A 24,653-nucleotide genomic window follows, 5' to 3' on the forward strand; every position below is an offset into this window, starting at 1 on the left:
ATCTCAAAGATTTCACTTATGAAAAAGCGGCCGATCTTTGTCAAGTCAAAGAAGGAGATATTTGTCCGGTTTGCGGCCAGAAACTGACATTCTCCCATGGTATCGAGGTGGGAAATCTATTTAAACTCGGAACTAAGTATTCTCAATCGATGGACCTGTTCTACACAGATGCGAAGAATCAGTTACAGCCGGTTTGGATGGGAAGCTATGGCATTGGTTTGGAGCGCTGCATGGCAGCGGTTGCGGAACAGCACAATGATGAACACGGGATCATCTGGCCTCGTGAGATCGCACCGTTTTCCTTGGCGATCGTGCCTATCAGCTTGAAAGATCAAGAACAAGTTCAGTTAGCGGATCAGATTTATGAATATTGTACAAAGAAGCACTATGATGTCTTGTACGATGACCGCAATGAACGTCCCGGAGTCAAGTTCAAAGATATGGAATTGATCGGGATCCCTACCCGTATCACGCTGGGGAAAGGCGTTAAAGAAGGCAAGGTCGAGATCGTGGATCGTGCGACAGGAATCAAGGAAGAATGCGCGATCGAGAATCTTTGGAAAAAGATCGATGAAATCTTTGCATAAGTTCGGATTCTGTTCCGAACTTTTTTTGAAAGTACAGCCTTCAAAACGGGGACAAAGTCCTGGCTGGAAACGTTTACAAACGTTCTTATGAATTTACTTTTATTTCTACTTAGGTTAAAATAGCTATATTAGGAGGATTTTAGATGGAAAAGAAAATCAGTATCAGCAATACACAGGTGATTTTGAATTACAACAAGGCTTATCCAAAAGATCGTCAGGAGCTTTTGGCCAGTAAGACCTTAAAAGTCTTTTTGCAGTATTTTATTTCCTTACAAAAGGAAAAGAATCAAGACATTTATAGATATTTAACACAAGATGGAAAATATGATTCTGAAACGGCAACGGAAGAATTCAGTCATTTCCTTCGTTTGTTATCGGTGTTCCAGCTTGATGAGATCCGCAACGACTATGCTTTGGATGAAGAAGGATTGTTGGATACGATCGAAGAGTTTTATAAGAGCTGGCGTCAGCTTCAGCGTTTTGCGTTCATGTCCAGTGAGGCTCGTGACGGTTTTGGGGTCAACACATTAGTGGCCATGGATTCTCAGCTGAACAGTTTGTTCTTGAGAACGTATCGTTTATTCGAAGAACGCGCAATGCATCGCCGAAACGTAGTATACCGTCAGGTACAGGCAGGAACCAATGCTTGTTTCTCTGTTCATCATCATCGCAATCTTTGGGATCCTCAATATGAAAAATTGATGGATATCCCGGTGATTGATACCGTGATGTTGCGCACACCGATGATCCTGCACCCGAAATCCAGTAAAAGAGAAGGTGTGATCAATGAGATTCATGAAAACCCTATGAATTATTTTGCGGGCGATTCAGAAGACTGGTTCTGCTTCCCATGCCGTGTCGGAAAACTGTTATGTTTTGTTTATTTTAATTCAAAATATATCGCTTCTGCTTTAAGTATGGCGAACTTATTTGAATTGGCGACGCGCGAAGAATCCGAAGGAAAACCAGATTTGATCTGTATCTATGGAAACCCGGATGATCGAAACGAGACACAGTTCTACCACGATGAAGCCAATGATATCTGGGTCGGATGCATCAGTGATCATCCAAGAGTGGAATATTTTGGATATTTGAAGAAGATGTGTTTGACTTTGCATAACTTGGCGATGATGAATCGCGGATGGCTGCCGATCCACGGTGCTTTTGTGAACATCACATTACACGATGGCCGTAAAAAAGGCATCATGTTGATGGGTGATTCTGGTGCTGGTAAATCGGAATCGATCGAAGCCTTGAAAGCGGCCGGTAAAGATTTGATTCGCGATATTGAAGTTGTCTTTGATGATATGGGTACGATTCATATTGAAGACGGCGTTCCTTATGGACAGGGAACGGAGATCGGAGCCTTTATTCGTCTGGATGACTTGGATCCGGGAACGCCTTATCGTGATATGGACCGTTCTGTGATCATGGGGCCGGAAAATCCGAATGCCCGGATGGTTGTGCCAGCCAGTCCATACCGTGTTGTCGTTCACAACCATAAGATCGATCTGTTTGCTTATGCGAACAATTACACCAATGAATTCGGCTTGAAGCAGCTCCCGATCGAAGAAGTCAAAGAAACTTGTAAATTGGGCAAACGTATGGCTCTGGGAACGACCCAGGAAGTGGGAATCTCGACAACTTATTTTGCGAACCCGTTTGGTCCTATGCAGAAACAAGAATTATGTGAACCTTTGATTGATAAGATGTTCCAATGCATGAAAGACAACGGCATCTTTGTCGGGGAAATCTATACTCATTTGGGATTTGATCGTTCCAGCCGTGAAGGATTAGATGTGGCCGCTAAAGAATTATTAGACTTTATTATGAAATAGAGGAGATGATATCATGTTTAATGATTATCAAACAACTTTTTACTCACAAGATACAGTTCGCAAGTCGGTTTTAAACAGCTATGTTTGGATGGCATTGGGTCTGCTCGTTACCGGCGCGGTATCGTTTGGCTTATATGTCACTGGACTGTTCTTTACTTTATTGGCTTCTCCCTTTGTGATGTTGGCCTTGATCATTGCGCAGTTCGGTATTGTCATTGCTTTTTCATCCGCGTTAGCTCGTAATACGAGTGCCGGGACGATGAAAATCCTGTTCTTGGCCTATGCCATCATTTTGGGGATTACGATGACTTCGATCTTCTATTCCTATCCTTTGGGTGTGATTGGAGTGGCTTTCTTTGTTTCGGCGCTCTTCTTTGGCTGTCTGGTGATTATGGGAATCACAACCAAAAAAGATATGACGCGTATTGGCATGATCTGTATGGCTGGCTTATTTGCCATGATCATTTCACAGCCGATTCTCTGGCTGCTTGGATTTGGTCCGATGACTCGGATGTTCAGTCTGCTGGGGCTTGTGATCTTTGCCGGATTGACAATCTGGGATGTTCAAAGAATGCATAAGATCATGACATTAGAAGATGGAACGATCGTTTTGCGTGAAAAGTTATCCATTTATTTCGCTTTAGAATTGTATTTGGATTTTATCAATATCTTCTTATATATCCTGCGTTTGGTGGGAATGGGAAGCAGCCGCGATTAAGTCCTTGGTCCTTAGAGAAATCTAAGGACTTTTTTTTTTGAAAAAAAGAAGGAGATCATCTCCTTCGAAGGTTTTCCATATATGTTTTCAAATTGGCATCTTTGGTGATCACCGGTTCGATCTTGCCGGTCTTGCTGGTGGCGACCACACAGACGCCGGGGCCATGGCCGCTGGTAAAGGAATCGCTGTGAACGATGACGCCGATGCTGATGCTGCCTTTGAGATAGTGCGGACCGTATTCATTATCATGATCGAGAATGGCCACAAAATCACCAAAGCGAAGATCATTGATCCCGTATGCTTTGTTGGCTTCTTTGTCTTGGGTCATGATATCGTAATCGCCTTCCATCATCGTGCTGGAGCCAAGCCCTGATCCCATCAGAAAACTAGGAATCACCGTAACAACGGGGAATGTGATCGTGTCTCCCTTTTCTTCGATTGGAAGGGCTTCAAACAGATCCGGGTCGATATTCATGATATAGATTTCAGGATGGTCTAACAGTTTCATGCCTTGGCCATACGCTTTGACCAAGATCGTTTCATTGCCATCCATTTCTTCTAAGATCGATTTGTCAAAACAGATCATGGTATGATCGATCCCGCCGTGGGTCCCGCTGACATAGCCGATTTCTCCTTTTTTGGGACCATTGATGATCCGGGCCTCATTTCCGACACAGGCAAAGGTTTCCAGTGCGTGGTTTTCACCGTTGCTGGGGTTTGCCAAAGAAATGCCCGGTTCCACGTGGTCGCCGGCCAATCCCATACAAGGATCGCCGATTGCATGAGAGTAAGTGATCCCGCCGGTTCCGATCGGCATACGGCCTTTTCCGTCGAATCCGACACGATATCCTTTCATCCTTGGGTGGTCTACTTGTCCTTGTACGGCAATTTTAACTAATTTGTCTCTATTGAGTTTCATATTTGTTCCTCCTTTGTCTGACGATCTCAAAACTGATGGCACTGCATACACTGGCAGTGTCTAGGGCATATCGAAATTCGCGCCCATAATCTAAGACAAGATTTTGATCGGAATTTTCGATCAAGGTGGCCTTTAGACCACGCAAGGCACCGCCGATTGCTAAACAAAACGTTTCGGGAAACGCAAAATCATATACACTCTTTGCCTGGTCGCGATGGGCGATCACTAAAGGGATCTGATGGGTTTTGAGATAGTTTACGAGTTCTTCTTCGTTCTCGATCCAATAAATCGGTATGCGCTCAAAAGCACCAGCACTGGCTTTTAGGATTGTGGGTTCGGCATAGGACCAGTCGCGTTGTTTTAAGATCAGGGCTTCGCAGCCGCTCGCATACAGTGTGCGGGCAATACTGCCTAAATTGTATGGATCTTCCACCCCGTCGATCATACACAGATATCCTGTTAATTTCTGGGCAGGCAAAGGATGGTGTGTTCGCGGATACGCTTCGATCAAGATCCCGCCGTGGCTTTTTGAATTTGCCAAGGCATCAATTTGTTCTCTTGGCCAAGCCTTGACGACAATCTGTTCCTTGGCGGCCAGTGCTTTGAGATAGCCGATGTCTTTGGAGCGTTTGTCTTTTTGGATGATCAGTGTTTTGATTTTTCTTTGTTTGCTTTCCATCAAGGCTTTTGCCGAGATCTGTCCTTCAAAAATCATTTCCATGCTTCTTATTATAAAGCCTTTCCCAAATACTTTCCATATGATAGAATCTTTTGTGTTAGTAGGTGGAATTGTTAATGCATTTTGAAATTACAGAAGAAATGAAAAAGAAGATCTTTGTTTATGCGGGATCGCTATCGATTGCTGTTGCGATTGCTGCGTTCTTTTTCTATTTTGATCGTGTGATCGATATTCTTCAATTTTTGCTTTCGATCGGATTTCCGTTCTTTTTGGGGATCTTTCTAGCTTTTCTTTTACATAAGCCCAGCCGATGGTTTGAAAAGAAGCTGTTTGGCTCGTTTAAGTTTAGTTCCAAGAAGAAACGACTGTTATCGATCATAATCTCTTTTATCTTATTCTTGTGCTTGATCGCATTGTTCTTTGGAACGATCATTCCGAGTCTGATTGATTCCGCCATGCAGTTTTCGGATAATTTTACAGCTTATTGGGATCGCCTGGTGACGTATGTGATCAGTCTGGGATCCAGCTGGAATGTCTCGGTATCGAGTATTGAAAAAGCTTTGAATGAAACGGATGTGTTGAATACCATCACAACGACTTTGACGAAATATCTGCCGGAGATTGCCAACTATTCGTATAATCTGATTCGCCTGGTCATTAATTTGATCCTTGCGTTTGTTAGCGCCTTCTATATTTTATTAGATAAAGAAAGCTTGACAATGGGACTCAAAGAATTAAATTATGCTTTATTTGATAAGACCACAGCCAATTTCATCACGGCTTGGACAGAAGATGCCAAACTTGTCTTTGAAAAATATATCGTCGGAAGTATCATTGATTCTTCCATCATTGGGGTATCTTGTTATATCGGGGTATCTCTATTGCAGATTCCTTATGCTCCGATGATTGGATTTGTGGTCGGCATCACGAATGTGATTCCTGTCTTTGGACCTTTTATCGGCGCAATTCCGGTGATCGTACTGCTGTTATTGATCGATCCGTTCTATGCTCTGGTCTTTGCGATCTTTATCTTAGTTTTACAGCAGATCGACGGCAATGTTTTAAAACCAATTGTTTTAGGGGATCAGTTAGGAATCTCCGGATTCTGGATCCTGTTCTCCGTTACGATTGGCGGCGGTCTGGCCGGTGTTGTCGGTATGTTTTTGGGTGTGCCGGTCTTTGCGTTGATCTATGCGGGCGTTCGAGATTTTTCTAAAGCGCGCCTGGAGAAGAAAAAAATTAAAGTGACTGAAAAAAAGGGAACGATTTCTTAAAAGATCCGTATCGGGATCTTTTTTTGCGTATGACTGGAAAATATTTTTTGGAGAAGTATAATGAATAATCAGGTGACAGAATGAATTTTATTTATCATGGAATCGAACATACTTTTCAAGATACATGGATGATGTTTCCGTTTTTGCTTGTTACATATCTGATCTTGGAAGTATTTGAAAGAAAACAAAAGAATACAGATGAAAAAGTCTTTTTTGGTCTGCAGAAATATGGACCCATCATCGGGGCCATCGTGGGATTGATCCCGCAATGTGGCTTCAGCATCTTGGCAGCCATGCTTTTTGTACAAAGAAATATCACGATGGGGACTTTGATCGCAGTCATGATCGCAACCAGCGATGAAGCCATTCCTATATTGTTGAGTGAGCCTGATCTATATTCGACATTAGGAATGATCCTGATTCTTAAATTTGTGATTGCCAGTGCTGTAGGGATCTTTGTCGATCGTGTCCTTTTTCCTCGTCAAAAGATCATCACATTTGAACAGATGGAAGAGGTTGAGGAAGATGACTTGGAAGAGGGAAGTGTTTCCAGTGCGTGTCCTTGTTGTTATGTCCAATATCCGATCCCGGTCAGCGCTTTTCTTCGTTCTTTGAAGATTTATGGGTTTATTTTTGTGACATCGCTTGTCTTGACTTGGATCTTAGAAGGAATTGGAGAAGAACAGCTGTCGATGATTCTTTTATCGCATTCGATCTTTCAGCCGATCCTGGCTGCTTTATTTGGATTTATTCCGAATTGTGCCGCCACCGTGGTCTTGACTTCGTTATATGTTGGCGGGCAGCTGCAGTTTGGATCGCTTTTGGCGGGACTGATCACCAATGCCGGCTTAGGACTTGTGGTCTTATTTCGCTATCAGGAGCATAAACGAAATATACTTTGGGTGATCTTGATCTTATGGATCACGGCCATTTTATTTGGAATGCTTTTTTATGGTTGGGGGGTTCTCTAGATGTTTCATGTCTTTTTACACGATTTTCAGGAAAGTCCGGCTTTTTGGGATCCGGTCTTAGAGGTGATGCAAGATAAAGCTCGCTGCAGCATTCCCTCTCTTTCTTCTTGGTTAGACAAAGATCACGCTAGTTATGAAGAACTGCTTCAAGGCTTGATTCGACACTGTGCTTCGTATGCAGAACCTTTCGATCTTTGCGGCCAAGGGTATGGGGCCATGCTGGCACTGGATCTGGCGGCTCAGGATCCCAAGCGGATCCGAAATTTAGTGTTGATTGAACCTTCGATTCCTACGTCGAAACGTTTTCAGAAAGCACAACAGCGGTTAGCCCATTTGGTACCTTCAAAAGTGTTTGATCAAATGCCGATTTCGAAAAAGATGTATTTGGATCTGATGGCATCGCTTCCTAATGAGATGAAGAGAATAGATGCCATCACTTGTCCAACCTGGATCGTCTTAGGGGCCCAGGACAAGATCCATCAACAGGCATCGCAATGGATCAAAGAAGCGGTACCATCTGCCCAATTCCAATATATACCCGATGCGATCCATGATGTGGTTTATCATCATGCTGAAGCAGTAGGGAACCTTTTGAAAGAAATCTATCAGATATAAAAAAAACTCGGTTGCCCGAGTTTTCTTTTTGAATGGTGGGGACGGTGGGACTTGAACCCACACGGGATTAACTCCCAACGGATTTTAAGTCCGTTGCGTCTGCCTATTCCGCCACGACCCCATTTTTGGAGGTTCCGACCGGATTCGAACCGGTGCTCACAGAGTTGCAGTCTATTGCCTTACCACTTGGCTACGGAACCAGTGCCTAATCATTATATGAGAATTCATCTTTAAATGCAAGTTTTTTTTATCACACTCTGAGGTGGTAATTGTTGTATTATTATACAAATCTTCTATAATAAAAATTGAAGGAAGGTGCATCGGATGAGCACAAAAATGATCATCAATCTTTTGTTTGTTTTGCGGGCCGTTGGCTGGGCTTTGTCGTTCTATTGTGCTTTTGTATCCATCAAATTGATCCAATATCATCCGATACGCTATAAGCTCTTGTTTTTGATCGTTGTCAACTTGATCTATTTAGCTTTCTTTGTCATTTTCTTTGAAACTGATTTTGGCGATCCTCCCCAATCGATCCCGGTTTGGTTCTTGATCGTGTTTGCCTGCATGGTCTTGATTGCGGTGATCGTAACGGTCTTGAGGAAAAAATATCCCTATCCAGAAGATGAGGAGTGAGAGTATGCTTCGTGATTTTTTGATTTGTTCGGTCTTTATCATCCTCTACATTGGGGGAACTTGGACCGTGACCGCTATGTATCAAAACCATAAGATCTCCTGGATCTTGCGTGATCTGCTGATCTTTGTCTTGGCGTTTTGTTTGTTTGGATTTGGATTTAAAATCGTTCGCAGCTGGATGAATATCGCTCGTTGTTCTCTTTATGGACTGCTTTGGGGCGGGATCCATGTCTATGCTCTTCATTCCGATTCACCGCGGATCAAAAAAATCAAAAAAGGATTTCAAGATTTTTCCGATTCCTTGTTTCCTAAGGGATATGGAAAGAAAAAGTAAGATCGCACAAGCGGTCTTTTCTTTTGGGCGTATGGTATAATATCGGTATGTCTTATATCGATGTTTATATTGAACATAATTCTTTACAACTCAATACGACCTTTACTTATGCCTGCGAAGAACCGGTTTCGGTAGGCTGCCGTGTCCGTGTTCCTTTTGGTGCGGTTGATTTGATCGGCTTTGTCGCCAAGGTCGATGTCAAGCCGCGCATTTCTTCCATCAAAGAAGTCTTGGAAGTGATCGATAAAGAGCCTTTATTGAACGATGAACTGATGACTTTGGCCACGACAATCTCTAAACAATATGTGTGTTCAGTGATCTCGGTGTTGAAGACCATGCTTCCGCCAGCTTTAAGACCATCCAGTTCCAAAGCGAAGATCGTTTATGAAGACTGGGCGGTACTCAACGATCCTCAGGCAGATCTTACACCCAAACAAAGAGCGGCTTTAGAAAGTGTGATCGATCAGCTGCCGATGAAGGCCAGTGTCTTGCGAAAGACGATCACGCTCGCAAGGCCATTGTTTGAAAAAAAAGCTTTACGCCTGGAACAAAGAGTCAAGGAATCCAACGTAGAACTGGAATCGATCCCTGATACTTCTTTTACGTTGACCCTGGAACAAAAAAATGCCATTGAACAAATCGAAAACGGACAAAAGACGGTCTATCTGCTTCATGGTGTGACCGGTTCGGGAAAGACCGAAGTCTTTTTACAACTGGCAGAAAAGGTATTGGCCCAAGGCAAACAAGTCTTGTTTTTGGTGCCGGAGATTGGTCTGACACCGATGATGATCCAGCGGGTCAAGGCCCGTTTTCAAACGAAGATCGCGATTTATCATTCCTCTTTGAATGCACAGGAAAAATATGAACAATATCTCTTGGTCAAAAATCGGGAAGCTTCGATCGTCGTCGGGACACGAAGCAGTGTTTTTATGCCATTTTGTGATCTGGGATTGATCTTGATGGATGAAGAACACGATGGCTCCTATAAACAAGATTCTATGCCGCGCTATCATGCCCGTGATGTGATCTTGGAAAGGGCCGCTTATCATCATTGTAAAGTGGTACTTTCTTCGGCAACCCCAAGCTTGGATTCCTATGCCCGGGCATATAAAGGGGTTTATGAATTGGTGGAGCTTAAACATCGAATTTATTTAGAGATGCCCAGTATTCATCCTTTGGATCTCAAACAAGAAAAGGTGGAACAGGGGATATCTGTAACCCTCTGGAAGGCAATCGAAGAAGCTTTATCTCGCCATGAACAAGTGATCTTACTGCTGAACCGCCGAGGGTATTTGCCGGTCGTGAAGTGTACGCAGTGCAATCAGACATTCACTTGTCCCGATTGCGGGATTGCTTTAACGTATCATAAAAAAGAAGATCTGTTGATGTGTCATTGTTGCGGAAGAGTCTTTGCTTTTGATCATACTTGTCCGCAATGCCATGGCCATGAATTTTATCATATGGGAATGGGAACGGAGAAGTTGGAAGAAACGCTGAAACTTCGGTTTCCTTCTGCCAATATCCTGCGCATGGATGCGGACAGTACGCGCAAGAAAAATGCCCATGCGAAGATCTTAAAAGAGTTCCACGATCGCGGAGATATCCTTGTGGGAACCCAGATGGTTGCCAAAGGGTTGGATTTTGAACGAGTGAGTGTTGTCGGGATCTTACAAGCGGATGCGGCTTTGATGCGTATGGATTATCAAAGTGCCGAGAGAGCTTATGCGATGCTGGAGCAGGCAAGCGGGCGCTGCGGGCGCCATGAAAAAGAAGGCCATGTCTATATTCAGACTTTTGATCCGGATCATTATGTGATCAAAAGCGTGATCGATCATGATTATTATGCTTTCTTTAAAAAAGAGATGTCCTATCGTCATCTTGGAAACTATCCGCCTTATGTTTATTTATGTACGGTGATTTATATGCATAAAGACCCGTCCAAAGCGATGCAGATCGCACAGGACGCCAAAGAATTTTTGTCAGATCTTGTTGTTTTGGGCCCGATTGCGATCTCTATGCGGCAACAGAAAGCGCGAGTCCGTCTGGTCGTTAAATGCAAAGACCGATCGTTATTGAACAAACGAATCTGGGATTTAGTGCATTATCATCTGTCAAAAAAGACGACGGTGAAACAAGACATCAATATGCATCCTTTAGGTTTGGAGGAATAGTATGCGAAATTGGATCTATCAGGCACTTTGTGCCATTATTCTTGATCAAAGTTATTCCAATCTTTATCTTCGAGATCATCTCGATTCCTGTCCTAAAAAAGATCGGGCCCTGGCGACCCGCATCGTTTATGGAACGATCCAGAACTACGGATATCTGAATTATGCGATTGATCAATATGCCAAGAAGAAAGTCGATAAAAGAGTCCGCATCCTATTGGCGATGAGTCTGTATCAGCTATTCTATCTTGATAAGGTGCCGGCTTATGCGATCGTGGATGAAGCCAATCAGATCTGTCAACAGATCAGCCCCAAAAGTAAAGGGTTTGTCAATGCGATGCTTCATCGGATCCAGAAAAATCAGATCCAACTTCCGGTCGATCCTTTGGAAAGCCTGGCCATCCAGACCAGTCTACCTCTATGGCTGATTCGGATGTGGAATGCGCAATACGGGCAAGAAAGAACTACCCAGATGGCATGGGCCTCTTTGAAGGTCTTGCCGGTCTATGTTCGGAGAAATCCTTTGAAGGCCTCCCTCCAAGAGTTTGAAGAAGCGGGATGGGAAAATGTTGAAGGGGATCTCTATCGCTATCCGCAAAACGATGTGGCCCATCATCCTTTTTATCGTGAAGGAAAGATGAGCGTACAAGATCTGGGCTCGTATCAAATCGCATGCTTTGTCGATGCCCAAGCAGGAATGCATGTGTTGGATGCCTGTGCGGCTCCGGGAACTAAATCGATGGCGATGTTGGAACGCATGCAAGATCAAGGATCTTTGACCTGTCTGGATATTCATCCGCATCGAGTCAAGCTGATCCAAAATGAGATCCGTCGTTTAGGCCTCCATCAAGCGAAAGCCTTGGTTCGCGACGCCTTAGCAATCGAGGATCTGGGACTTTACGATCGGGTGTTATGCGATGTGCCTTGCAGCGGATATGGGGTCCTGGCGCGAAAGCCGGATATACGCCTTCGATTACAGTCAACGGATATGGATACTTTGATCCCGCTGCAAAAGAAGATCTTGGAATCGTGTGCGGCCCATGTCAAAGCCAAAGGGCAGATCGTCTATTCCACTTGTACGATCAATAAAAAAGAAAATGAAAAACAGATCCAGGCGTTTTTACAGAATCATCCGAATTTTTCACTGGTGGAAGAAAAGATCTTGTTTCCTAATGATCAAGCCGATGGATTCTATATGGCAAAACTTGAGAAAGAATCTTGAGGTTGTTATAATTTTTCTTGTGAATTGAGAGGGATATTATGCAAAGTCTATACGATTACGATTACGAACAGATCCAGTCCCTGGCAGAAAGCTACGGATGGAAAAAATTTCGCGGTCATCAGATCTTTCAGTGGCTTTATCGAAACCGAGTGGATTCGGTGGATGAGATGACCAATCTCAGCAAAGACACGCGGGAGATCTTAAAACGAGACTTCAGGATCTCTCCTTTAAAAATGATCCGTAAACAAGTGGCGCATGACGGAACGACCAAATTTCTGTTTGCCTTAGAAGATGGGGCTCTGGTCGAAAGTGTTTTGATGTTGTTTGATTATGGCAAGAGCATCTGTGTTACAACGCAGGTAGGCTGCAATATGGGTTGTGCTTTTTGTGCCAGCGGATTGACGAAGAAAAAAAGAAATTTGACCAGCGGCGAAATGGTGGCCCAATTTATGGCTGTCCAAAAAGAATTGGATAAGACCGGGGATCGCTTGAGTCATGTTGTCGTGATGGGGACCGGAGAGCCTTTTGATAACTATGAGAATGTCATGAATTTTTTATCTACGATCAATCATGATCGTGGTTTAGGCATCGGTTCTCGCCATATTACGATCTCAACTTGCGGCATAGCGGATCGTATCATTGATTTTGCATATGAGCATACACAATACAATCTGGCAATCAGTCTGCATGCGCCTAATAACGAGCTGCGGTCTTCTTTGATGCCGATCAATAAAGCATATCCGTTAGAGACCTTGATGAAGGCTTTGGATATTTATTGCCAGGAAAATAATCGTCGTTTGACTTTTGAATATATTTTATTAAAAGGCGTTAATGATCGCCCGGAACATGCCGCTCAGCTGGCCCGCCTTTTAAAAGGGTATAATGCCTATGTCAACTTGATTCCTTATAATGCCGTGGATGAAAAAGGATTTCAGGGAGTCAGTCATGAAGAGGCGATGGTCTTTTATGATCAGTTGATGAAAAAAGGGATCCGCTGTACGATCCGTAAAGAACATGGAAATGATATCGATGCCGCCTGCGGACAATTGCGTATCAAAGAATTGAAAAGAGGGTACGAGGAATGAAGATCTATGCGAATACCGACGTGGGAATGACTCGCAAAATCAATGAAGATGATTTTTTAGTTTTACAGAATGAAAATGACGACCTGCTGGCTATGGTCTGTGATGGGATCGGGGGTGCAGCTGCCGGCGAGGTGGCCAGTGCGATGGCTGTGAATACGTTTCGCAATGCATTTTTGAATGTTGAAGCTTTTGAAAATGATGGCCAAGCTTTATCCTGGATCCGCGAGACGATGGATCTGGCCAATGACAGGATCTACCAACAAAGCATGCTGAGTCGTCGGGAACGCGGTATGGGAACAACGTGTGTAGGAACACTGATCACCCAGCAGCATACTTATATTTTCAATGTGGGGGACTCTCGTTTATATGCCCAGTATTCCGATGGATTGATCCAGATGACGGAAGATCACAGTGTGATCGCTAAATTGATCAAAGAAGGAAAGATCACACCAGAAGAGGCAAAACATCACGCGCAGAAGAATACATTGACCAATGCTCTAGGCGTATGGCATGTCTATCGCGTGGATACGAATAAGATTGATGAAGATTACAGACGGCTTTTGATTTGCAGTGACGGCTTACATGGGTATGTCGAATACGAAAAGATCTGTGAAGTCCTCTCGCAAAATAGTTCGTTAGAAGAAAAAGGCGATCGTTTGCTTCGGCTGAGTTTAGAAGCAGGCGGTTACGATAATTGTACGATCGTCTTGTTGGAAAAAGAGGGCGTGTAGTATGGCAATGATCAAAGAAATTGCCAATCGGTATCAGATTCTGTCCTTGATCGGGCAAGGCGGGATGGCCGATGTCTACCGTGCCAAAGATAAGATCCTGGATCGGGTGGTTGCCATCAAGGTGCTGCGATCCAAACTATCGGAAGATCCGATGGTCCTGGTTCGCTTTCAGCGAGAAGCCAGTGCTGCCAGTCGTCTTTCGCATCCGAATGTCGTGGATATTTATGATGTCGGCGAATACGAAGGGATGCATTATATCGTCATGGAATATGTCCGGGGACGAACTTTAAAACAATTGATCATGCAGCGCGGCGCCCTGAACTTTACGGAAGCTTTGGACATTATGAAACAATTGGTGGGTGCGGTGATCGCGGCGCATCAGAAAAATATCATCCACCGCGATATCAAACCGCAAAATGTATTGATCAAAGATGACGGAACGATCAAGATCACGGATTTTGGGATTGCCGTGGCCAGTGATTCGGTACAATTGACCTTGAACAATGCGGTCATGGGCTCAGCTCACTATTTGGCTCCGGAAACAGCTCAAGGCAAGGAACCGACCGAACAAGTGGATATTTACTCTTTAGGAATCGTTTTTTATGAATTGTTGACAGGAACCGTCCCTTTCAAAGGACAGACACCTACGGAGATTGCGATCCAGCATCTTCGGGTTTCGATGCCTTATGTGCGTGATTTTAATCCGAGCATTCCGCAGTCTGTTGAGAATATCATCTTAAAAGCGACCGCAAAAGATCCTCTAGAACGATATGCCCATGCCTCGGATATGCTCTATGATCTTGAACATTGCCGTGATCGGGATCAAAGAGGCGTTGGACGTCTCCAGCTGAAGAATCCTTCGACCCAAGAATCTCAAACCGGTCCTTCAAAATCAAAAACTGGAAAAGAAGATAAAGAAAGAAAGCATTCTTCGAAAACGTTTGGGGTGCTGGCGGGGATCTGTGTTGCCCTGATTGTTTGTCTCAGCGCTTTCTTTGTCCTGTCTTTGAGCGGAACAATTTCTTTGGGCGGCTTATTTGGACAGTACACGATTCCGGATGTTGTTGAGATGAGTGAAGAGGAAGCGAAAGAAACACTGGTGGAAGCAGGATTCACTCAAGACCAGATCAAAGTCGAGAAAGAAGCCAGCGATTCGGTGGAAGTTGATCATGTGATCTCCGTCAGTCCGGAAGAAGGCCAAAAAGCCAGTCAAGAAGACTCCATCATTTTAACGATTTGTAAAGGACCGACCTATTTGATCCAAGACTACACGGGACAGTATCTTTCGGATATCGAAGCTCAGTTTAAAGAAGAAGGGCTCCATATTCAAATCAAGGTGGAAGAAAAGGCGATGGCCAATACCAATCCTGGATATATCCTCGAACAAAAAGGTTTAAAAGTAGGAGATCGAATCGATCCGGATGAAGAAACAACGATCACTTTTGTGGTGGCTGCGTATCCGTCAATCGAAATCACCGCAGATTTGATTGGCCGTAATTATGATGAAGTTTATGAAGAACTCAATGCGATGGGAATTGCTGTTGCGCGTTCGGGTTCGGGTTCAACGATCGTCGATGTATCGCCATCGATCGGAACCACTTATGTACAGGAAGGGTCAGACAGCTATATCACGCTGTATACAGAATAGATGGAAAAGGGAAGAATTATTAAAATTATATCCAATCAATATACGATCCAGTTAGAAGATCAATCGGTGATCGCCAAGCCGCGCGGAAAACTGCGCTTGGATAAGGCGCCCGTGGTTGGTGATTTTGTACAAGTTGAAAAGGTGGAGGATGCTTATCGGATCCACTCGATCGAGCCAAGAAAAAATCGACTCCTCAGACCAGCTATTGCCAATGTGGATCAGGCGTTGATCGTAACGAGTCTGAAGGATCCTGATTTTTCGGTTCATCTTCTCAATCGTCTGATTCTTTTAGTGTCTTTGGCCCATGTTGAGCCGATCATCGTGATCACGAAACAAGATCTGATTGAGGATATTCATTTGGTCCAGAAAGATTTGGAATGGTATAAAAAAGCTGGCTATACGGTGCTGACAACATGGCCCGGAAGTGATGATCAGGAACTTTGTCAGGTGATCGATGGCAAGGTCAGTGTGTTATGTGGACAAAGCGGAGCAGGAAAAAGTTCTTTATTGAATCGCTTAGACCCTTCGTTTCAGCTGCAGACGCAGGCGATCTCAAAGGCATTGGGGCGCGGCCGGCATACAACTCGGTTTTGTGAGCTGCATCGCGTAGCCAATGGGCTGGTAGCGGACACGCCAGGCTTTTCCAGTCTAGATTTTTCACGAATGGATCTTAAAGATTTAGATCAGTGTATCAAAGATTTTGCCCCTTATCTTCACCAGTGTCGATTTAATGACTGCCGGCATATCCACGAACCGGATTGTGCGATCCGGGAAGCCTTGGCACAAGGAAAAATCAATCCTTCGATGTACGAAGATTATATACAGATTGTGAAAGGAGAATCTCAATGAATGAACGAATCATCGCCCCTTCCGTATTGTCTTTAGATTATTCCGATACAAAGGCTCAATTGGAAGCTTTGAATCAAAGTCGGGCGCAATGGCTGCATTTTGATGTGATGGACGGCCATTTTGTCCCGAACATTACCTTTGGACCGGATATATTAAAAGGATTTAAGAAAATCGCAAATCAATTGATGGATGTGCATTTGATGGTCAGTGATCCAGAAATGTATGCACCGATCTTTATCAATGCGGGTGCTCAGTGTGTTACTTTTCATACCGAAGCGCTGGATAATGATCTCGATCGTATTCAGGCACTGCTGGCAAAGATTCGTTCGCTAGGATGTCTTTGTGGTTTTGTGGTCAAACCCAATACTCCGATTGAACTCTTCGAATCGCTTTTAGATCAAGTGGATCTTGTCTTGATCATGAGCGTGGAACCTGGATTTGGGGGACAGTCGTTTATGGAAGGGATGTTGGAGAAAGTGCGCTGGCTCGATCAGATGCGCAAGGAAAAAAACTTGTCGTATCGAATTGAGATCGATGGCGGCATCAACGGGGAGACGTTCTCAAAAGCCGTGGAAGCGGGTTGTGATACTTTAGTGGCCGGCAGTTATGTCTTTAAAGGAAATATCCCGGAAAAGGTAGAAAGTCTTTTACGATGAGACCTGCTGTTTTAGTCACGCCGTTAGCACAAAAGATCCCGAAGATCGAAAACGCTGATTATATCGGCATCGATGCCGGTTGTTTGCGAATCTTGGAAGCGGGGTTAAAACTATCCTATGGAATTGGTGATTTTGATTCTATGGATCGCGATACGCTTGCATCTTTAAAAAAACAGACCTCCCTTCAGATCCATCCGGTAAAAAAGGATGAGACCGATAGCGAGCTGGCCTTATCCATTGCCCGGCAGGGAGGTTTTTCGCCTTTGATCTTAGTGGGAGCATTGGGCGGACGAATCGATCATAGCTTGGCAAATATTCGTCTTTTGATGTACCGATATGATGATTTGATCCTCTGGGAAGAAGATCAGCGCGTCTTTGTGCTTTTGGAAGGGGAACATGTTTTATCGAATGAATTCAAACACGTTTCTTTTTTGGCAATCGAAGACAGTATTTTGAGCTTAGAAGGATTTTTATATCCTTTGTCGCATGCTGCCTTACATGTACAAGATATTTATACGACTTCCAATACGATCCAAGAAAAACAGGGAATCGTAACGGTAAAGAAAGGAAAACTTTTGTGTATCCTGACAAATCGCACATAAATTGGGATGAACTGATCCTGGATATGCTTCTGGGTCTTTTGATGGTCATCCTTGGCTTCTTGATGTTCGTGGTACCGCAATGGATCTATCATGTCTTTATCGATCTGATCTTGGTTGTGGTGGCGGCGCAGGCCTTATTGTTGGGGGTCCGCTTTGTGCGCCAGAAACAGAAGATCGATATGGTGATGGCTTTGGTCACCTTTGTGTTCTTTTGTATCTTATACAATCATCAAAGTTTTCCTCAGATCTTATTTCAGATTATTTTTGGGATCTATTGTCTTGTCAGCGCTTTGGCCAGTTTGATCCAGCTATTGATCAACATCTATAACCAAGTCAAAGGAAAGATCTTTTTGTTGATCTGCACCTTTTTTTATATGGGGATCGGAATCATCCTGATTCTTTCGCGGGAAGAACTTAAGGGCTTGATACGCGCTTTTGGGATCTATTTGATCCTCTTAGGATTTCGGGCTCTTTCGGATGCCAGCCAATGTGTCAATCCTTTGACGAAGGTCGAATGGAAGCGCAAAGTTCGATTGACCTTTCCGGCTTTGCTTTGTGCCTTTTTTCCAGATTGGGCCCTGAATGCGATCAATTCGCTTTTAGAGGCGGGGCAGCCTGTCGAGTGGGAACAAAAAGAGGGGAAGGTTTCGACGGATCTTCGAGTTTTTGTCCATGTAGGTCCTTACGGCCTGCAAAAAGTAGGGCATATTTGTTTTGCTTATCGGGATATCGTCTATAGTTATGGGAATTATGATCGTGACTCTTTTCGCTTCAATCAGACTATTGGCGATGGTGTTTTATTTCGGGCGCCGGTGCAAGATTATATTCCGAATGCCATGGAAGTGGAAAACAACACGATCTTTGAATATGGGATTGCCTTGTCTGAATCGCAAAAAGAAGTGTTGGAAGCGGAGTTAAAAACCTTAGAGACCAACTTGGAACGCTGGTACTGCCTGATCGAACAAGAACGAGGATATGATCATCTTTTAGACTATCAAGAGGATTATCCGTCTCGATTGCATGCGAAGACGGGTGCAAAACTCTATAAATTTAAATCGGGCAAGTTTAAATCGTATTGGGCATTGGGAGATAATTGTGCGGTCTTTACCGATCGGATGTTAGGTTGTCTGGGAGCGGATATCTTAAGCATGCGTGGCATTATCTCACCGGGCACGTATCTGGATTGGCTCCAGAAAGAATTTATGAAACGCAACAGTCCTGTGGTTTCTCGAACACTGCATGTTCGTTCCTAAAACAAAAAAAGACTTCTTTCGAAGTCGTTTTTTTGTTTGTATTGTCCTTTCGCTATTAGATAGCGCCTTGTTTTTTTAGTGTTCTTAATGCACGCGCACTCACACGAACTGTCTGAGGTTTTCCGTCGATTTCAATGCGAACCTTCTGCAGGTTGACATTCCATTTACGACGAGTTGCACGCATAGAGTGAGAACGTTTATTTCCAGTTAAAGGACCTCTACCGGATACTGCACATACTTTTGACATGTCGTTGTCCTCCTTTTTCCTTTCCTTTTGCGAAATTGCTTATTTATGATAACATTCCCAACACCCTTTTTCAAGAGGAAATTTCATTGTTTTTGAAAGGAAGGGCATGCTATAATGGACTGCAGAATGGAGAGATCATTATGGATTTTTCAGAGATTTGGATCTATGTCTTCGGCTTTCTTTGCGCTTTGATCCTCATGCTGATCTTGATGCCGGGATTTATTCGGTATCTGCATAAGATCAAGTTTGGTCAGACTGAACGCGAAGAAGGCTTGGAGAGTCATAAAGTAAAAAACGGCACCCCCACTATGGGCGGAATCGCATTTATTGTTGTTCCGGTTCTTTTATATGGACTGGCCAGCTTGTTTTCGATCGTATCCTTTGATATGGATATGCTGATTGTTTTATTGGCTTTCGTCGGCTATGGCCTGATTGGCTTTGTCGATGACTATATCATTGTTGTCAAAAAGGATAATACAGGGCTGAAACCAAGCATGAAATTTTTGATGCAGAGTGTATTAGCCATCGTCTTTTATCTGATGTATGTATCGCATCATGAAACAACATTATGGATTCCGTTATTGAATGTCTCCTTTGATATCGGCTTCTTGTATTTCTTTTTGATCTTTTTTATGTTTACGGCTGAAACCAATGCCGTCAATCTGACCGACGGTTTAGATGGGTTATGTGCAGGGCAAATGATCATCGCCTTGATTCCTTTTGGAATTTTTTCCTGGCTTGCCGGTCTGCAGAATCTGGTTTTCTTCCTGGTTCTGGTGATGGGGGCTTTATTCGGGTATCTGTATTTTAATAAACATCCTGCCAAGATCTTTATGGGGGATACCGGATCATTAGCTTTAGGAGGCTTATTGGCTGGTGTGGCCATGATCTTAAAACAAGAAATCTTATTGATCTTGATCGGTTTTGTCTTTGTCATGGAAGTATTAAGTGTTGTGATCCAGGTGACGTATTATAAACGGACCAAAAAACGAATCTTCAAGATGTCGCCCTTACATCATCACTTTGAATTGTCCGGCTGGAGCGAGACCCAAGTCGTGCACCGGTTCTGGCTGGCCGGCATCGTGTTTGCGCTGATTGGACTATGGATGGGAGTGCATTGATCATGGAAAATGTTTTAGTGATCGGAGCGGCTCGCTCAGGGGTGGCTGTCAGCCGTCTGTTGGTGAAAATGGGGTATCACGTCTTGTTGACGGATCAAAAAGAGATTCCACAGAAAGGTGATCTGGAATCTTTAGGAATCGAAGTTTATGACAAAGGACATCCGGAGTTTTTAAAAGAAAAAGAATATGCTTTTTTGGTCAAAAATCCGGGAATTCCTTATACGGCTCCTTTTGTTGCTTATTTTGTTGAGAAAAAAGTTCCCATCTACACGGAGATCGAAATTGCTTATCGGGCTCGTAAAGACTTCTCTTATGCGGCTGTGACAGGAACTGATGGAAAGACGACCGTCACGACCTTGCTTTATGAGATGCTTAAAAGTGAAAAGCCGGCTTTAGTTGCTGGAAATATCGGTACGCCGCTGAGTGAATGTGCTTTAACGGCTAAAGAACAAGAGTATGCAGTAGCCTTAGAACTCAGCAATTTCCAGCTTTTGGGGATTGATACCTTTGCACCGACGGTTTCTACAGTTACGAATCTGGCGCCGGATCATTTAGATTATATGGATTCTTTAGAATCTTATTATGCATCAAAAATGAAGATCTATGAAAACTGTGATCCGCAGGCTTGGTTTATTCGCAATGTCGATGATCCTAACATCGTTCATTTTGCTCAGAACATTCCTTGCAAGGTCATTGATTTTTCGCTGATCCGCAAAGATGTGGATCTATATAAAGATGATACGTATGCTTATCTTCACGACCAGATCTTGTTTAAACTGTCGGATTTAAAGATCGTTGGCGATTTCAATGTGGGCAATGCGATGATGGCAGCTTGTATGGCTTATCGTATGGGAATCTCTTTAGAGGCTATTCAGCGCGTGATCGCATCTTTTCACGGAGTAGAGCATCGAATCGAATATGTGGCTACGATTCGCGGCGTTCGAATCTATAACGACTCAAAGGCAACCAATACCCATGCTGCGTGTGCAGCCTTGAGCGCTTTTGACAAAGACGTGATCTTATTGTGCGGCGGAAAAGATAAACACATTTCTTTTGATGATCTCAAACAGTTTGATTCCAAAATCAAACACTGTTTCTCGTTTGGACAGACGCAAGATGCCTTTCAATCGATCTTTACGCATCAGACATCCTGTCAGACCATGGAGAATGCATTAAAACAGGCATTCGCCTGTGCCAATCCAGGGGATGTGATCTTGTTGAGTCCTGCTTGTTCAAGTTTTGACCAATTCAAAAATTTTGAAGTTCGAGGAGAGATCTTCAAAGACCTAGTGCAAAAATTAGGAGGAGAAACGAAATGAGTTTTTTGTTCGATCTATTGAAATCGATCTTGTTTGGCATCGTCCAAGGAATCACCGAATGGCTTCCTATTAGTTCTACCGGCCATTTGATCTTACTAGACAGCATCATGCCTTTGGAACCGGATGCTTTCTTTGAGGTTTTCAAAGTGGTGATCCAGTTTGGCAGTATTCTTGCGGTACTGGTCCTGTATTATCACCGTTTGAATCCTTGGAGCAAGAAAAAATCGCCGGCAAAAAGAAGACAAACTTTCAATCTTTGGAAAAAAGTGATCGTTGGTGTAATCCCGGCCGGGATCTTGGGTCTTTTGTTCGATAACATCATCGAAGATTACTTAAGTGCTTATTTTATCATCGCGATTGCCTTGATTGCTTACGGGGTGATCTACATCATTGTAGAAAAACATCCAAAAAGGCCTACGATCGTCAATTTGGATCAGCTGGATTATAAAACAAGCTTCCAGATTGGATGCTTTCAATGTTTGGCTCTGATCCCGGGGACTTCGCGCTCTGGATCTACGATCTTGGGAGGTCTTTATTCCGGATGCTCAAGAACGGTAGCCAGTGAGTTTTCGTTCTTTATCGCGATTCCTGTCATGTTGGGAGCCAGCGGTTTAAAAGTTGTCAAATATTTTATGGAGACGGGCTTTTTCTCATTTAGCCAGTTGATCATTTTGCTGTTGGGAACTTTTATTAGTTTTGTCGTCTCTTTGTTTGCGATTCGCGGTTTATTGAGCTATGTCAAGAAACATGATTTCACGATCTTTGGCTGGTATCGTATCGCCCTAGGGATCTTAGTGATTTTATTCTTCTATATATTATAAAAAGAGAGTTGTGTAGATTGATGATTTTCTACACAACTCTTTTTAGATGTTGAAGCCGATTTTTCGATAGACTTTTTGGATTTTTTTATCAGCGATCCGGCTGGCTTTTTGAGCACCTTGTGCCAAGACCTCATCCACGATCTTTTTGTCGAGGACTTCTTGATAACGGGCTTGCAGATCGGTCAAGAAATCAAAGACGGTTTGACCAATTTCTTGTTTGAGTTCTCCATATCCTTTTCCTTGGTAACGAGCAACAATACTTTCAATCGGTTCTTTCGATAAAACCGATTGGATTGTCAACAAGTTGGCAAGACCCGGCTGATTTTCAGGATCGTATTGAATGATTCCCAGAGAATCAGTAACGGCTGACAAGATTTTTTTGCGGGCCAGATGAGGATCATCCAAAAGATCAATCGTTCCTTTTGGATTCGTTTCTGATTTTGACATTTTTTTCGTTGGATCTTGTAAAGAATAGATTTTTTGACCAACGGTTGTCATTTTTGGTTCCGGAATGGTGAAGGTATCCGAATAGCGGTTGTTGAAACGTTCTGCCAAGTTCCGTGCGAGTTCCACGTGCTGTTTTTGATCGATGCCTACCGGAACATATTTCGGATCATACAGTAAGATATCTGCGGCCATCAGGCAAGGGTAGGTAAACAGTCCAGCAGTGATCCCGGTTTCCTGTTTGGCAACCTTGTCTTTGTACTGTGTCATGCGCTGAAGTTCACCCATGTAACTCATGCAGGTCATGACCCATCCTAATTTCGCATGAGCGGCGACATCGCTTTGAAGAAAGATCGTGACTTTTTCCGGATCCAGACCGCTGGCAAGATATAAAGCAATCAGATCTTTTGTGTTCTTTCTTAGCTCTTTTGCCTCGATTGGAATCGTGATCGCATGTTGATTGGCGATAAAGATATAGAGTTCGTATTCATCCTGAAATTGGACGAACTGCGAAATTGCTCCGATATAATTTCCCAGGGTCAAGCGTCCGGTCGGCTTGATCCCGCTTAACATTCTTTCCATAAATAACCCTCCAGAGTACGGCTTTTATTTTACATCAAATAACGGGGAAAACCAATGGTATTTTCAAAGCATAGTGTTATAATAGGGATACGGAAACGGAGGGATGACTATGGTGATCATTTACACTTCGCCTGGTTGTGCCAGCTGCCGCAAAGCAAAACAATGGCTTAAAGACAACCAAATTGAATTTGTCGAAAAAAATATTTTTACCACTTTGTTGAATGAAGAAGAGATCAAATATATTCTTTCTCGCTGTGAAAATGGAACAGAGGATATCATCTCTGTTCGTTCCAAGGCTTTTCAATCGTTAAAAGAAGACATCAACGACTTGAGCATGAATGAACTGGTGACCTTGATCCAAAAGAATCCATCCATCTTAAAACGCCCGATCATGTTGTCAAAGCGAAGTCTTGTCGTTGGCTATGACGATGATGAGATCACTGCGATGATGCCTGCTAAACTGCGACCAATCGTCGAAAACTCCTGCAATCCGTCTTGTCCTAACTATACGGTCTGCGGAAGTATTCGTCTTCCGGAATCGGAAATCCCGGCTTAAAACGACCTTGTGTCGTTTTTTTTGTATACTGTAATTAATGAAGGAGAAAGGTATACTATCTATAAATTGGAATTTGGAGAAATATAAATGAAACAAACAACAAAAAATGCGGGAACAGGTATGGCAATAGGAATGAGCATTGGTGTAGCTATGGGCTCTGCAATTGAGAGATTAGGAATACCAATGGGGCTTTGTTTTGGAATGCTGATGGGTCTTGTCATTGGAGCAAATAAGGATAAAATTGTTAATAAGCAAGTCGCTGAAAAAGGATATAAAATAAAAGTAATAGAAAAAAATGAGGGTTCTAATGAATACGGTATTACACTTGTAGATCATCAAGGAAATGAACAAACGGTTTCCATATCTGCAGCAACGATGGAAACAGAATTGTTTAAAGTGGGAGATATTGTGTTTATAGATGAGGACGGCGACATAGAACAAGCCTTTGATGAAGATGAGAGATAAGGTAAATAGGAAGTTGTGGAGGTGGGTTATGAAAATTTCAAAAATCGTATTATCCATAATAACAATACTTTTTGCTGTATTAGGATTAACAAAAGTTCTTTCATTTGACATAACAAATCCTATTATGTTTACATCACTTGCCACTCTTTTGCTATTAAGAAGTGTAGAATATAAAAACAACAGAGACAGAAGTGGTTTTGTTCTTACTTGTTTAACCGCAGTTTTTGTTTATTTTGTTGTGATTTATAAAGTTTTTATAGGATAAGCAGTTACCCATTTATCAACAAATTGAATAAAACGATAAATCCTAAATTTA

27 protein-coding genes and 2 tRNA genes are annotated in these 24,653 nt (G+C 43.1%); 23 read left to right on the top strand and 6 right to left on the bottom strand.

The window, feature by feature from the left end:
• From Q0J48_RS02315 to Q0J48_RS02325, 3 genes are all read left to right on the top strand, one after another.
• On the top strand, positions 1–587 hold a 587-nt coding region (locus tag Q0J48_RS02315; protein ID WP_296241246.1), incomplete at its 5' end, for a His/Gly/Thr/Pro-type tRNA ligase C-terminal domain-containing protein.
• Positions 588–730: 143 nt separating this feature from the next.
• A complete protein-coding gene (locus tag Q0J48_RS02320; protein WP_296241248.1) occupies positions 731–2,425 on the top strand; it encodes a hypothetical protein in 1,695 nt (564 codons plus the stop codon).
• Positions 2,426–2,438: 13 nt separating this feature from the next.
• Complete coding sequence (locus tag Q0J48_RS02325) at positions 2,439–3,143, top strand: Bax inhibitor-1/YccA family protein (protein WP_296241249.1); 705 nt, start codon at positions 2,439–2,441, stop codon at positions 3,141–3,143.
• Between the two features lie 55 nt (positions 3,144–3,198).
• Here the strand turns inward: Q0J48_RS02325 and Q0J48_RS02330 are convergent, their stop codons facing one another.
• Together Q0J48_RS02330 and Q0J48_RS02335 are read right to left on the bottom strand one after the other, a co-directional pair.
• Positions 3,199–4,062: a DUF4438 domain-containing protein gene (locus Q0J48_RS02330; protein WP_296241251.1), complete on the bottom strand. Its 864-nt coding sequence runs from the start codon at positions 4,060–4,062 to the stop codon at positions 3,199–3,201.
• Positions 4,049–4,783: an RNA methyltransferase gene (locus tag Q0J48_RS02335; RefSeq protein WP_296241253.1), complete on the bottom strand. Its 735-nt coding sequence runs from the start codon at positions 4,781–4,783 to the stop codon at positions 4,049–4,051. The genes Q0J48_RS02330 and Q0J48_RS02335 overlap by 14 nt, the downstream gene beginning before the upstream one ends.
• Positions 4,784–4,857: 74 nt before the next feature.
• Between Q0J48_RS02335 and Q0J48_RS02340 the strand changes: the two genes are divergently transcribed.
• From Q0J48_RS02340 to Q0J48_RS02350, 3 genes are all read left to right on the top strand, one after another.
• The gene (locus tag Q0J48_RS02340) at positions 4,858–6,015 is read left to right on the top strand and encodes an AI-2E family transporter (RefSeq protein WP_296241255.1); all 1,158 of its coding nucleotides are present in this window, start codon (positions 4,858–4,860) and stop codon (positions 6,013–6,015) included.
• 80 nt (positions 6,016–6,095) lie between these two features.
• The gene (locus tag Q0J48_RS02345) at positions 6,096–6,986 is read left to right on the top strand and encodes a putative manganese transporter (RefSeq protein WP_296241257.1); all 891 of its coding nucleotides are present in this window, start codon (positions 6,096–6,098) and stop codon (positions 6,984–6,986) included.
• Positions 6,987–7,601, top strand: a complete 615-nt coding sequence (locus Q0J48_RS02350; protein ID WP_296241258.1) for an alpha/beta hydrolase — start codon at positions 6,987–6,989, stop codon at positions 7,599–7,601.
• A gap of 33 nt (positions 7,602–7,634) precedes the next feature.
• On the opposite strand, the gene Q0J48_RS02355 is transcribed toward Q0J48_RS02350, so the two are convergent.
• Positions 7,635–7,722, bottom strand: a tRNA-Leu gene (locus Q0J48_RS02355).
• Between the two features lie 5 nt (positions 7,723–7,727).
• A tRNA-Cys gene (locus Q0J48_RS02360) sits at positions 7,728–7,801 on the bottom strand.
• 124 nt (positions 7,802–7,925) lie between these two features.
• Here Q0J48_RS02360 and Q0J48_RS02365 point away from each other — a divergent pair.
• From Q0J48_RS02365 to Q0J48_RS02415, 11 genes are read left to right on the top strand one after another with little or no spacing between them, the layout of a single operon-like run.
• The gene (locus Q0J48_RS02365; RefSeq protein ID WP_296241259.1) at positions 7,926–8,234 is read left to right on the top strand and encodes a hypothetical protein; all 309 of its coding nucleotides are present in this window, start codon (positions 7,926–7,928) and stop codon (positions 8,232–8,234) included.
• Positions 8,235–8,238: 4 nt separating this feature from the next.
• Complete coding sequence (locus Q0J48_RS02370; RefSeq protein ID WP_296241260.1) at positions 8,239–8,568, top strand: hypothetical protein; 330 nt, start codon at positions 8,239–8,241, stop codon at positions 8,566–8,568.
• 23 nt (positions 8,569–8,591) lie between these two features.
• Positions 8,592–10,739 carry a primosomal protein N' gene (gene priA / locus Q0J48_RS02375; protein ID WP_296241262.1) on the top strand — a complete coding sequence of 716 codons (2,148 nt, stop codon included), beginning with the start codon at positions 8,592–8,594 and terminating at the stop codon, positions 10,737–10,739.
• 1 nt (position 10,740) lies between these two features.
• Positions 10,741–11,958, top strand: a complete 1,218-nt coding sequence (gene rsmB / locus Q0J48_RS02380) for a 16S rRNA (cytosine(967)-C(5))-methyltransferase RsmB (protein ID WP_296241264.1) — start codon at positions 10,741–10,743, stop codon at positions 11,956–11,958.
• 38 nt (positions 11,959–11,996) lie between these two features.
• Complete coding sequence (gene rlmN / locus Q0J48_RS02385) at positions 11,997–13,043, top strand: 23S rRNA (adenine(2503)-C(2))-methyltransferase RlmN (protein ID WP_296241265.1); 1,047 nt, start codon at positions 11,997–11,999, stop codon at positions 13,041–13,043.
• Positions 13,040–13,774 carry a Stp1/IreP family PP2C-type Ser/Thr phosphatase gene (locus Q0J48_RS02390; protein ID WP_296241268.1) on the top strand — a complete coding sequence of 245 codons (735 nt, stop codon included), beginning with the start codon at positions 13,040–13,042 and terminating at the stop codon, positions 13,772–13,774. The genes rlmN and Q0J48_RS02390 overlap by 4 nt, the downstream gene beginning before the upstream one ends.
• A 1-nt stretch (position 13,775) precedes the next feature.
• Positions 13,776–15,422: a Stk1 family PASTA domain-containing Ser/Thr kinase gene (pknB, locus tag Q0J48_RS02395; RefSeq protein ID WP_296241271.1), complete on the top strand. Its 1,647-nt coding sequence runs from the start codon at positions 13,776–13,778 to the stop codon at positions 15,420–15,422.
• Positions 15,423–16,271, top strand: coding sequence for a ribosome small subunit-dependent GTPase A (gene rsgA / locus Q0J48_RS02400; protein ID WP_296241273.1), 849 nt, complete (start codon positions 15,423–15,425; stop codon positions 16,269–16,271).
• Entirely contained in the window at positions 16,268–16,927 is a 660-nt protein-coding gene (rpe, locus tag Q0J48_RS02405) for a ribulose-phosphate 3-epimerase (protein ID WP_296241275.1), read from the top strand. The genes rsgA and rpe overlap by 4 nt, the downstream gene beginning before the upstream one ends.
• Positions 16,924–17,529, top strand: a complete 606-nt coding sequence (locus Q0J48_RS02410; protein ID WP_296241277.1) for a thiamine diphosphokinase — start codon at positions 16,924–16,926, stop codon at positions 17,527–17,529. The genes rpe and Q0J48_RS02410 overlap by 4 nt, the downstream gene beginning before the upstream one ends.
• Positions 17,505–18,782, top strand: a complete 1,278-nt coding sequence (locus tag Q0J48_RS02415; RefSeq protein WP_296241279.1) for a hypothetical protein — start codon at positions 17,505–17,507, stop codon at positions 18,780–18,782. Before Q0J48_RS02410 ends, Q0J48_RS02415 begins: the two co-directional genes overlap by 25 nt.
• A 55-nt stretch (positions 18,783–18,837) precedes the next feature.
• Here Q0J48_RS02415 and rpmB read toward each other — a convergent pair whose 3' ends face one another.
• Positions 18,838–19,029: a 50S ribosomal protein L28 gene (gene rpmB / locus Q0J48_RS02420; protein WP_183373799.1), complete on the bottom strand. Its 192-nt coding sequence runs from the start codon at positions 19,027–19,029 to the stop codon at positions 18,838–18,840.
• 140 nt (positions 19,030–19,169) lie between these two features.
• Between rpmB and mraY the strand changes: the two genes are divergently transcribed.
• The 3 genes from mraY to Q0J48_RS02435 are packed head-to-tail and all read left to right on the top strand — an operon-like array spanning position 19,170 to position 22,290.
• Positions 19,170–20,150, top strand: coding sequence for a phospho-N-acetylmuramoyl-pentapeptide-transferase (gene mraY / locus Q0J48_RS02425; RefSeq protein ID WP_296241282.1), 981 nt, complete (start codon positions 19,170–19,172; stop codon positions 20,148–20,150).
• Positions 20,150–21,469: a UDP-N-acetylmuramoyl-L-alanine--D-glutamate ligase gene (gene murD / locus Q0J48_RS02430; protein ID WP_296241311.1), complete on the top strand. Its 1,320-nt coding sequence runs from the start codon at positions 20,150–20,152 to the stop codon at positions 21,467–21,469. Before mraY ends, murD begins: the two co-directional genes overlap by 1 nt.
• Complete coding sequence (locus tag Q0J48_RS02435) at positions 21,466–22,290, top strand: undecaprenyl-diphosphate phosphatase (RefSeq protein ID WP_296241284.1); 825 nt, start codon at positions 21,466–21,468, stop codon at positions 22,288–22,290. The genes murD and Q0J48_RS02435 overlap by 4 nt, the downstream gene beginning before the upstream one ends.
• A gap of 42 nt (positions 22,291–22,332) precedes the next feature.
• Here Q0J48_RS02435 and trpS read toward each other — a convergent pair whose 3' ends face one another.
• Entirely contained in the window at positions 22,333–23,316 is a 984-nt protein-coding gene (trpS, locus tag Q0J48_RS02440; RefSeq protein ID WP_296241286.1) for a tryptophan--tRNA ligase, read from the bottom strand.
• Positions 23,317–23,425: 109 nt separating this feature from the next.
• On the opposite strand from trpS, the gene Q0J48_RS02445 reads away from it, so the two are divergent.
• From Q0J48_RS02445 to Q0J48_RS02455, 3 genes are all read left to right on the top strand, one after another.
• Complete coding sequence (locus Q0J48_RS02445; RefSeq protein ID WP_296241288.1) at positions 23,426–23,872, top strand: Spx/MgsR family RNA polymerase-binding regulatory protein; 447 nt, start codon at positions 23,426–23,428, stop codon at positions 23,870–23,872.
• 87 nt (positions 23,873–23,959) lie between these two features.
• Positions 23,960–24,337, top strand: a complete 378-nt coding sequence (locus Q0J48_RS02450; RefSeq protein WP_296241291.1) for a hypothetical protein — start codon at positions 23,960–23,962, stop codon at positions 24,335–24,337.
• Between the two features lie 28 nt (positions 24,338–24,365).
• Positions 24,366–24,602, top strand: coding sequence for a hypothetical protein (locus tag Q0J48_RS02455; protein WP_205139690.1), 237 nt, complete (start codon positions 24,366–24,368; stop codon positions 24,600–24,602).
• Positions 24,603–24,653 lie beyond the last annotated feature (51 nt).

Origin of the sequence: uncultured Faecalicoccus sp. (assembly GCF_944325745.1) — a bacterium.
In the GTDB taxonomy this organism is placed as follows: domain Bacteria; phylum Bacillota_I; class Bacilli_A; order Erysipelotrichales; family Erysipelotrichaceae; genus Faecalicoccus.

Bases quoted from the DNA above. Each gene is read 5' to 3' on its own strand.
- rpe (WP_296241275.1), top strand. From the start codon at position 16,268: ATGAATGAACGAATCATCGCCCCTTCCGTATTGTCTTTAGATTATTCC.
- Q0J48_RS02330 (WP_296241251.1), bottom strand. From the start codon at position 4,062: ATGAAACTCAATAGAGACAAATTAGTTAAAATTGCCGTACAAGGACAA.
- Q0J48_RS02445 (WP_296241288.1), top strand. From the start codon at position 23,426: ATGGTGATCATTTACACTTCGCCTGGTTGTGCCAGCTGCCGCAAAGCA.
- Q0J48_RS02345 (WP_296241257.1), top strand. From the start codon at position 6,096: ATGAATTTTATTTATCATGGAATCGAACATACTTTTCAAGATACATGG.
- Q0J48_RS02340 (WP_296241255.1), top strand. From the start codon at position 4,858: ATGCATTTTGAAATTACAGAAGAAATGAAAAAGAAGATCTTTGTTTAT.
- Q0J48_RS02335 (WP_296241253.1), bottom strand. From the start codon at position 4,783: ATGGAAATGATTTTTGAAGGACAGATCTCGGCAAAAGCCTTGATGGAA.
- Q0J48_RS02320 (WP_296241248.1), top strand. From the start codon at position 731: ATGGAAAAGAAAATCAGTATCAGCAATACACAGGTGATTTTGAATTAC.
- rsmB (WP_296241264.1), top strand. From the start codon at position 10,741: ATGCGAAATTGGATCTATCAGGCACTTTGTGCCATTATTCTTGATCAA.
- mraY (WP_296241282.1), top strand. From the start codon at position 19,170: ATGGATTTTTCAGAGATTTGGATCTATGTCTTCGGCTTTCTTTGCGCT.
- rpmB (WP_183373799.1), bottom strand. From the start codon at position 19,029: ATGTCAAAAGTATGTGCAGTATCCGGTAGAGGTCCTTTAACTGGAAAT.
- Q0J48_RS02370 (WP_296241260.1), top strand. From the start codon at position 8,239: ATGCTTCGTGATTTTTTGATTTGTTCGGTCTTTATCATCCTCTACATT.
- Q0J48_RS02450 (WP_296241291.1), top strand. From the start codon at position 23,960: ATGAAACAAACAACAAAAAATGCGGGAACAGGTATGGCAATAGGAATG.
- Q0J48_RS02435 (WP_296241284.1), top strand. From the start codon at position 21,466: ATGAGTTTTTTGTTCGATCTATTGAAATCGATCTTGTTTGGCATCGTC.
- pknB (WP_296241271.1), top strand. From the start codon at position 13,776: ATGGCAATGATCAAAGAAATTGCCAATCGGTATCAGATTCTGTCCTTG.
- Q0J48_RS02365 (WP_296241259.1), top strand. From the start codon at position 7,926: ATGAGCACAAAAATGATCATCAATCTTTTGTTTGTTTTGCGGGCCGTT.
- trpS (WP_296241286.1), bottom strand. From the start codon at position 23,316: ATGGAAAGAATGTTAAGCGGGATCAAGCCGACCGGACGCTTGACCCTG.
- Q0J48_RS02455 (WP_205139690.1), top strand. From the start codon at position 24,366: ATGAAAATTTCAAAAATCGTATTATCCATAATAACAATACTTTTTGCT.
- Q0J48_RS02390 (WP_296241268.1), top strand. From the start codon at position 13,040: ATGAAGATCTATGCGAATACCGACGTGGGAATGACTCGCAAAATCAAT.
- Q0J48_RS02410 (WP_296241277.1), top strand. From the start codon at position 16,924: ATGAGACCTGCTGTTTTAGTCACGCCGTTAGCACAAAAGATCCCGAAG.
- Q0J48_RS02325 (WP_296241249.1), top strand. From the start codon at position 2,439: ATGTTTAATGATTATCAAACAACTTTTTACTCACAAGATACAGTTCGC.
- Q0J48_RS02350 (WP_296241258.1), top strand. From the start codon at position 6,987: ATGTTTCATGTCTTTTTACACGATTTTCAGGAAAGTCCGGCTTTTTGG.
- rsgA (WP_296241273.1), top strand. From the start codon at position 15,423: ATGGAAAAGGGAAGAATTATTAAAATTATATCCAATCAATATACGATC.
- rlmN (WP_296241265.1), top strand. From the start codon at position 11,997: ATGCAAAGTCTATACGATTACGATTACGAACAGATCCAGTCCCTGGCA.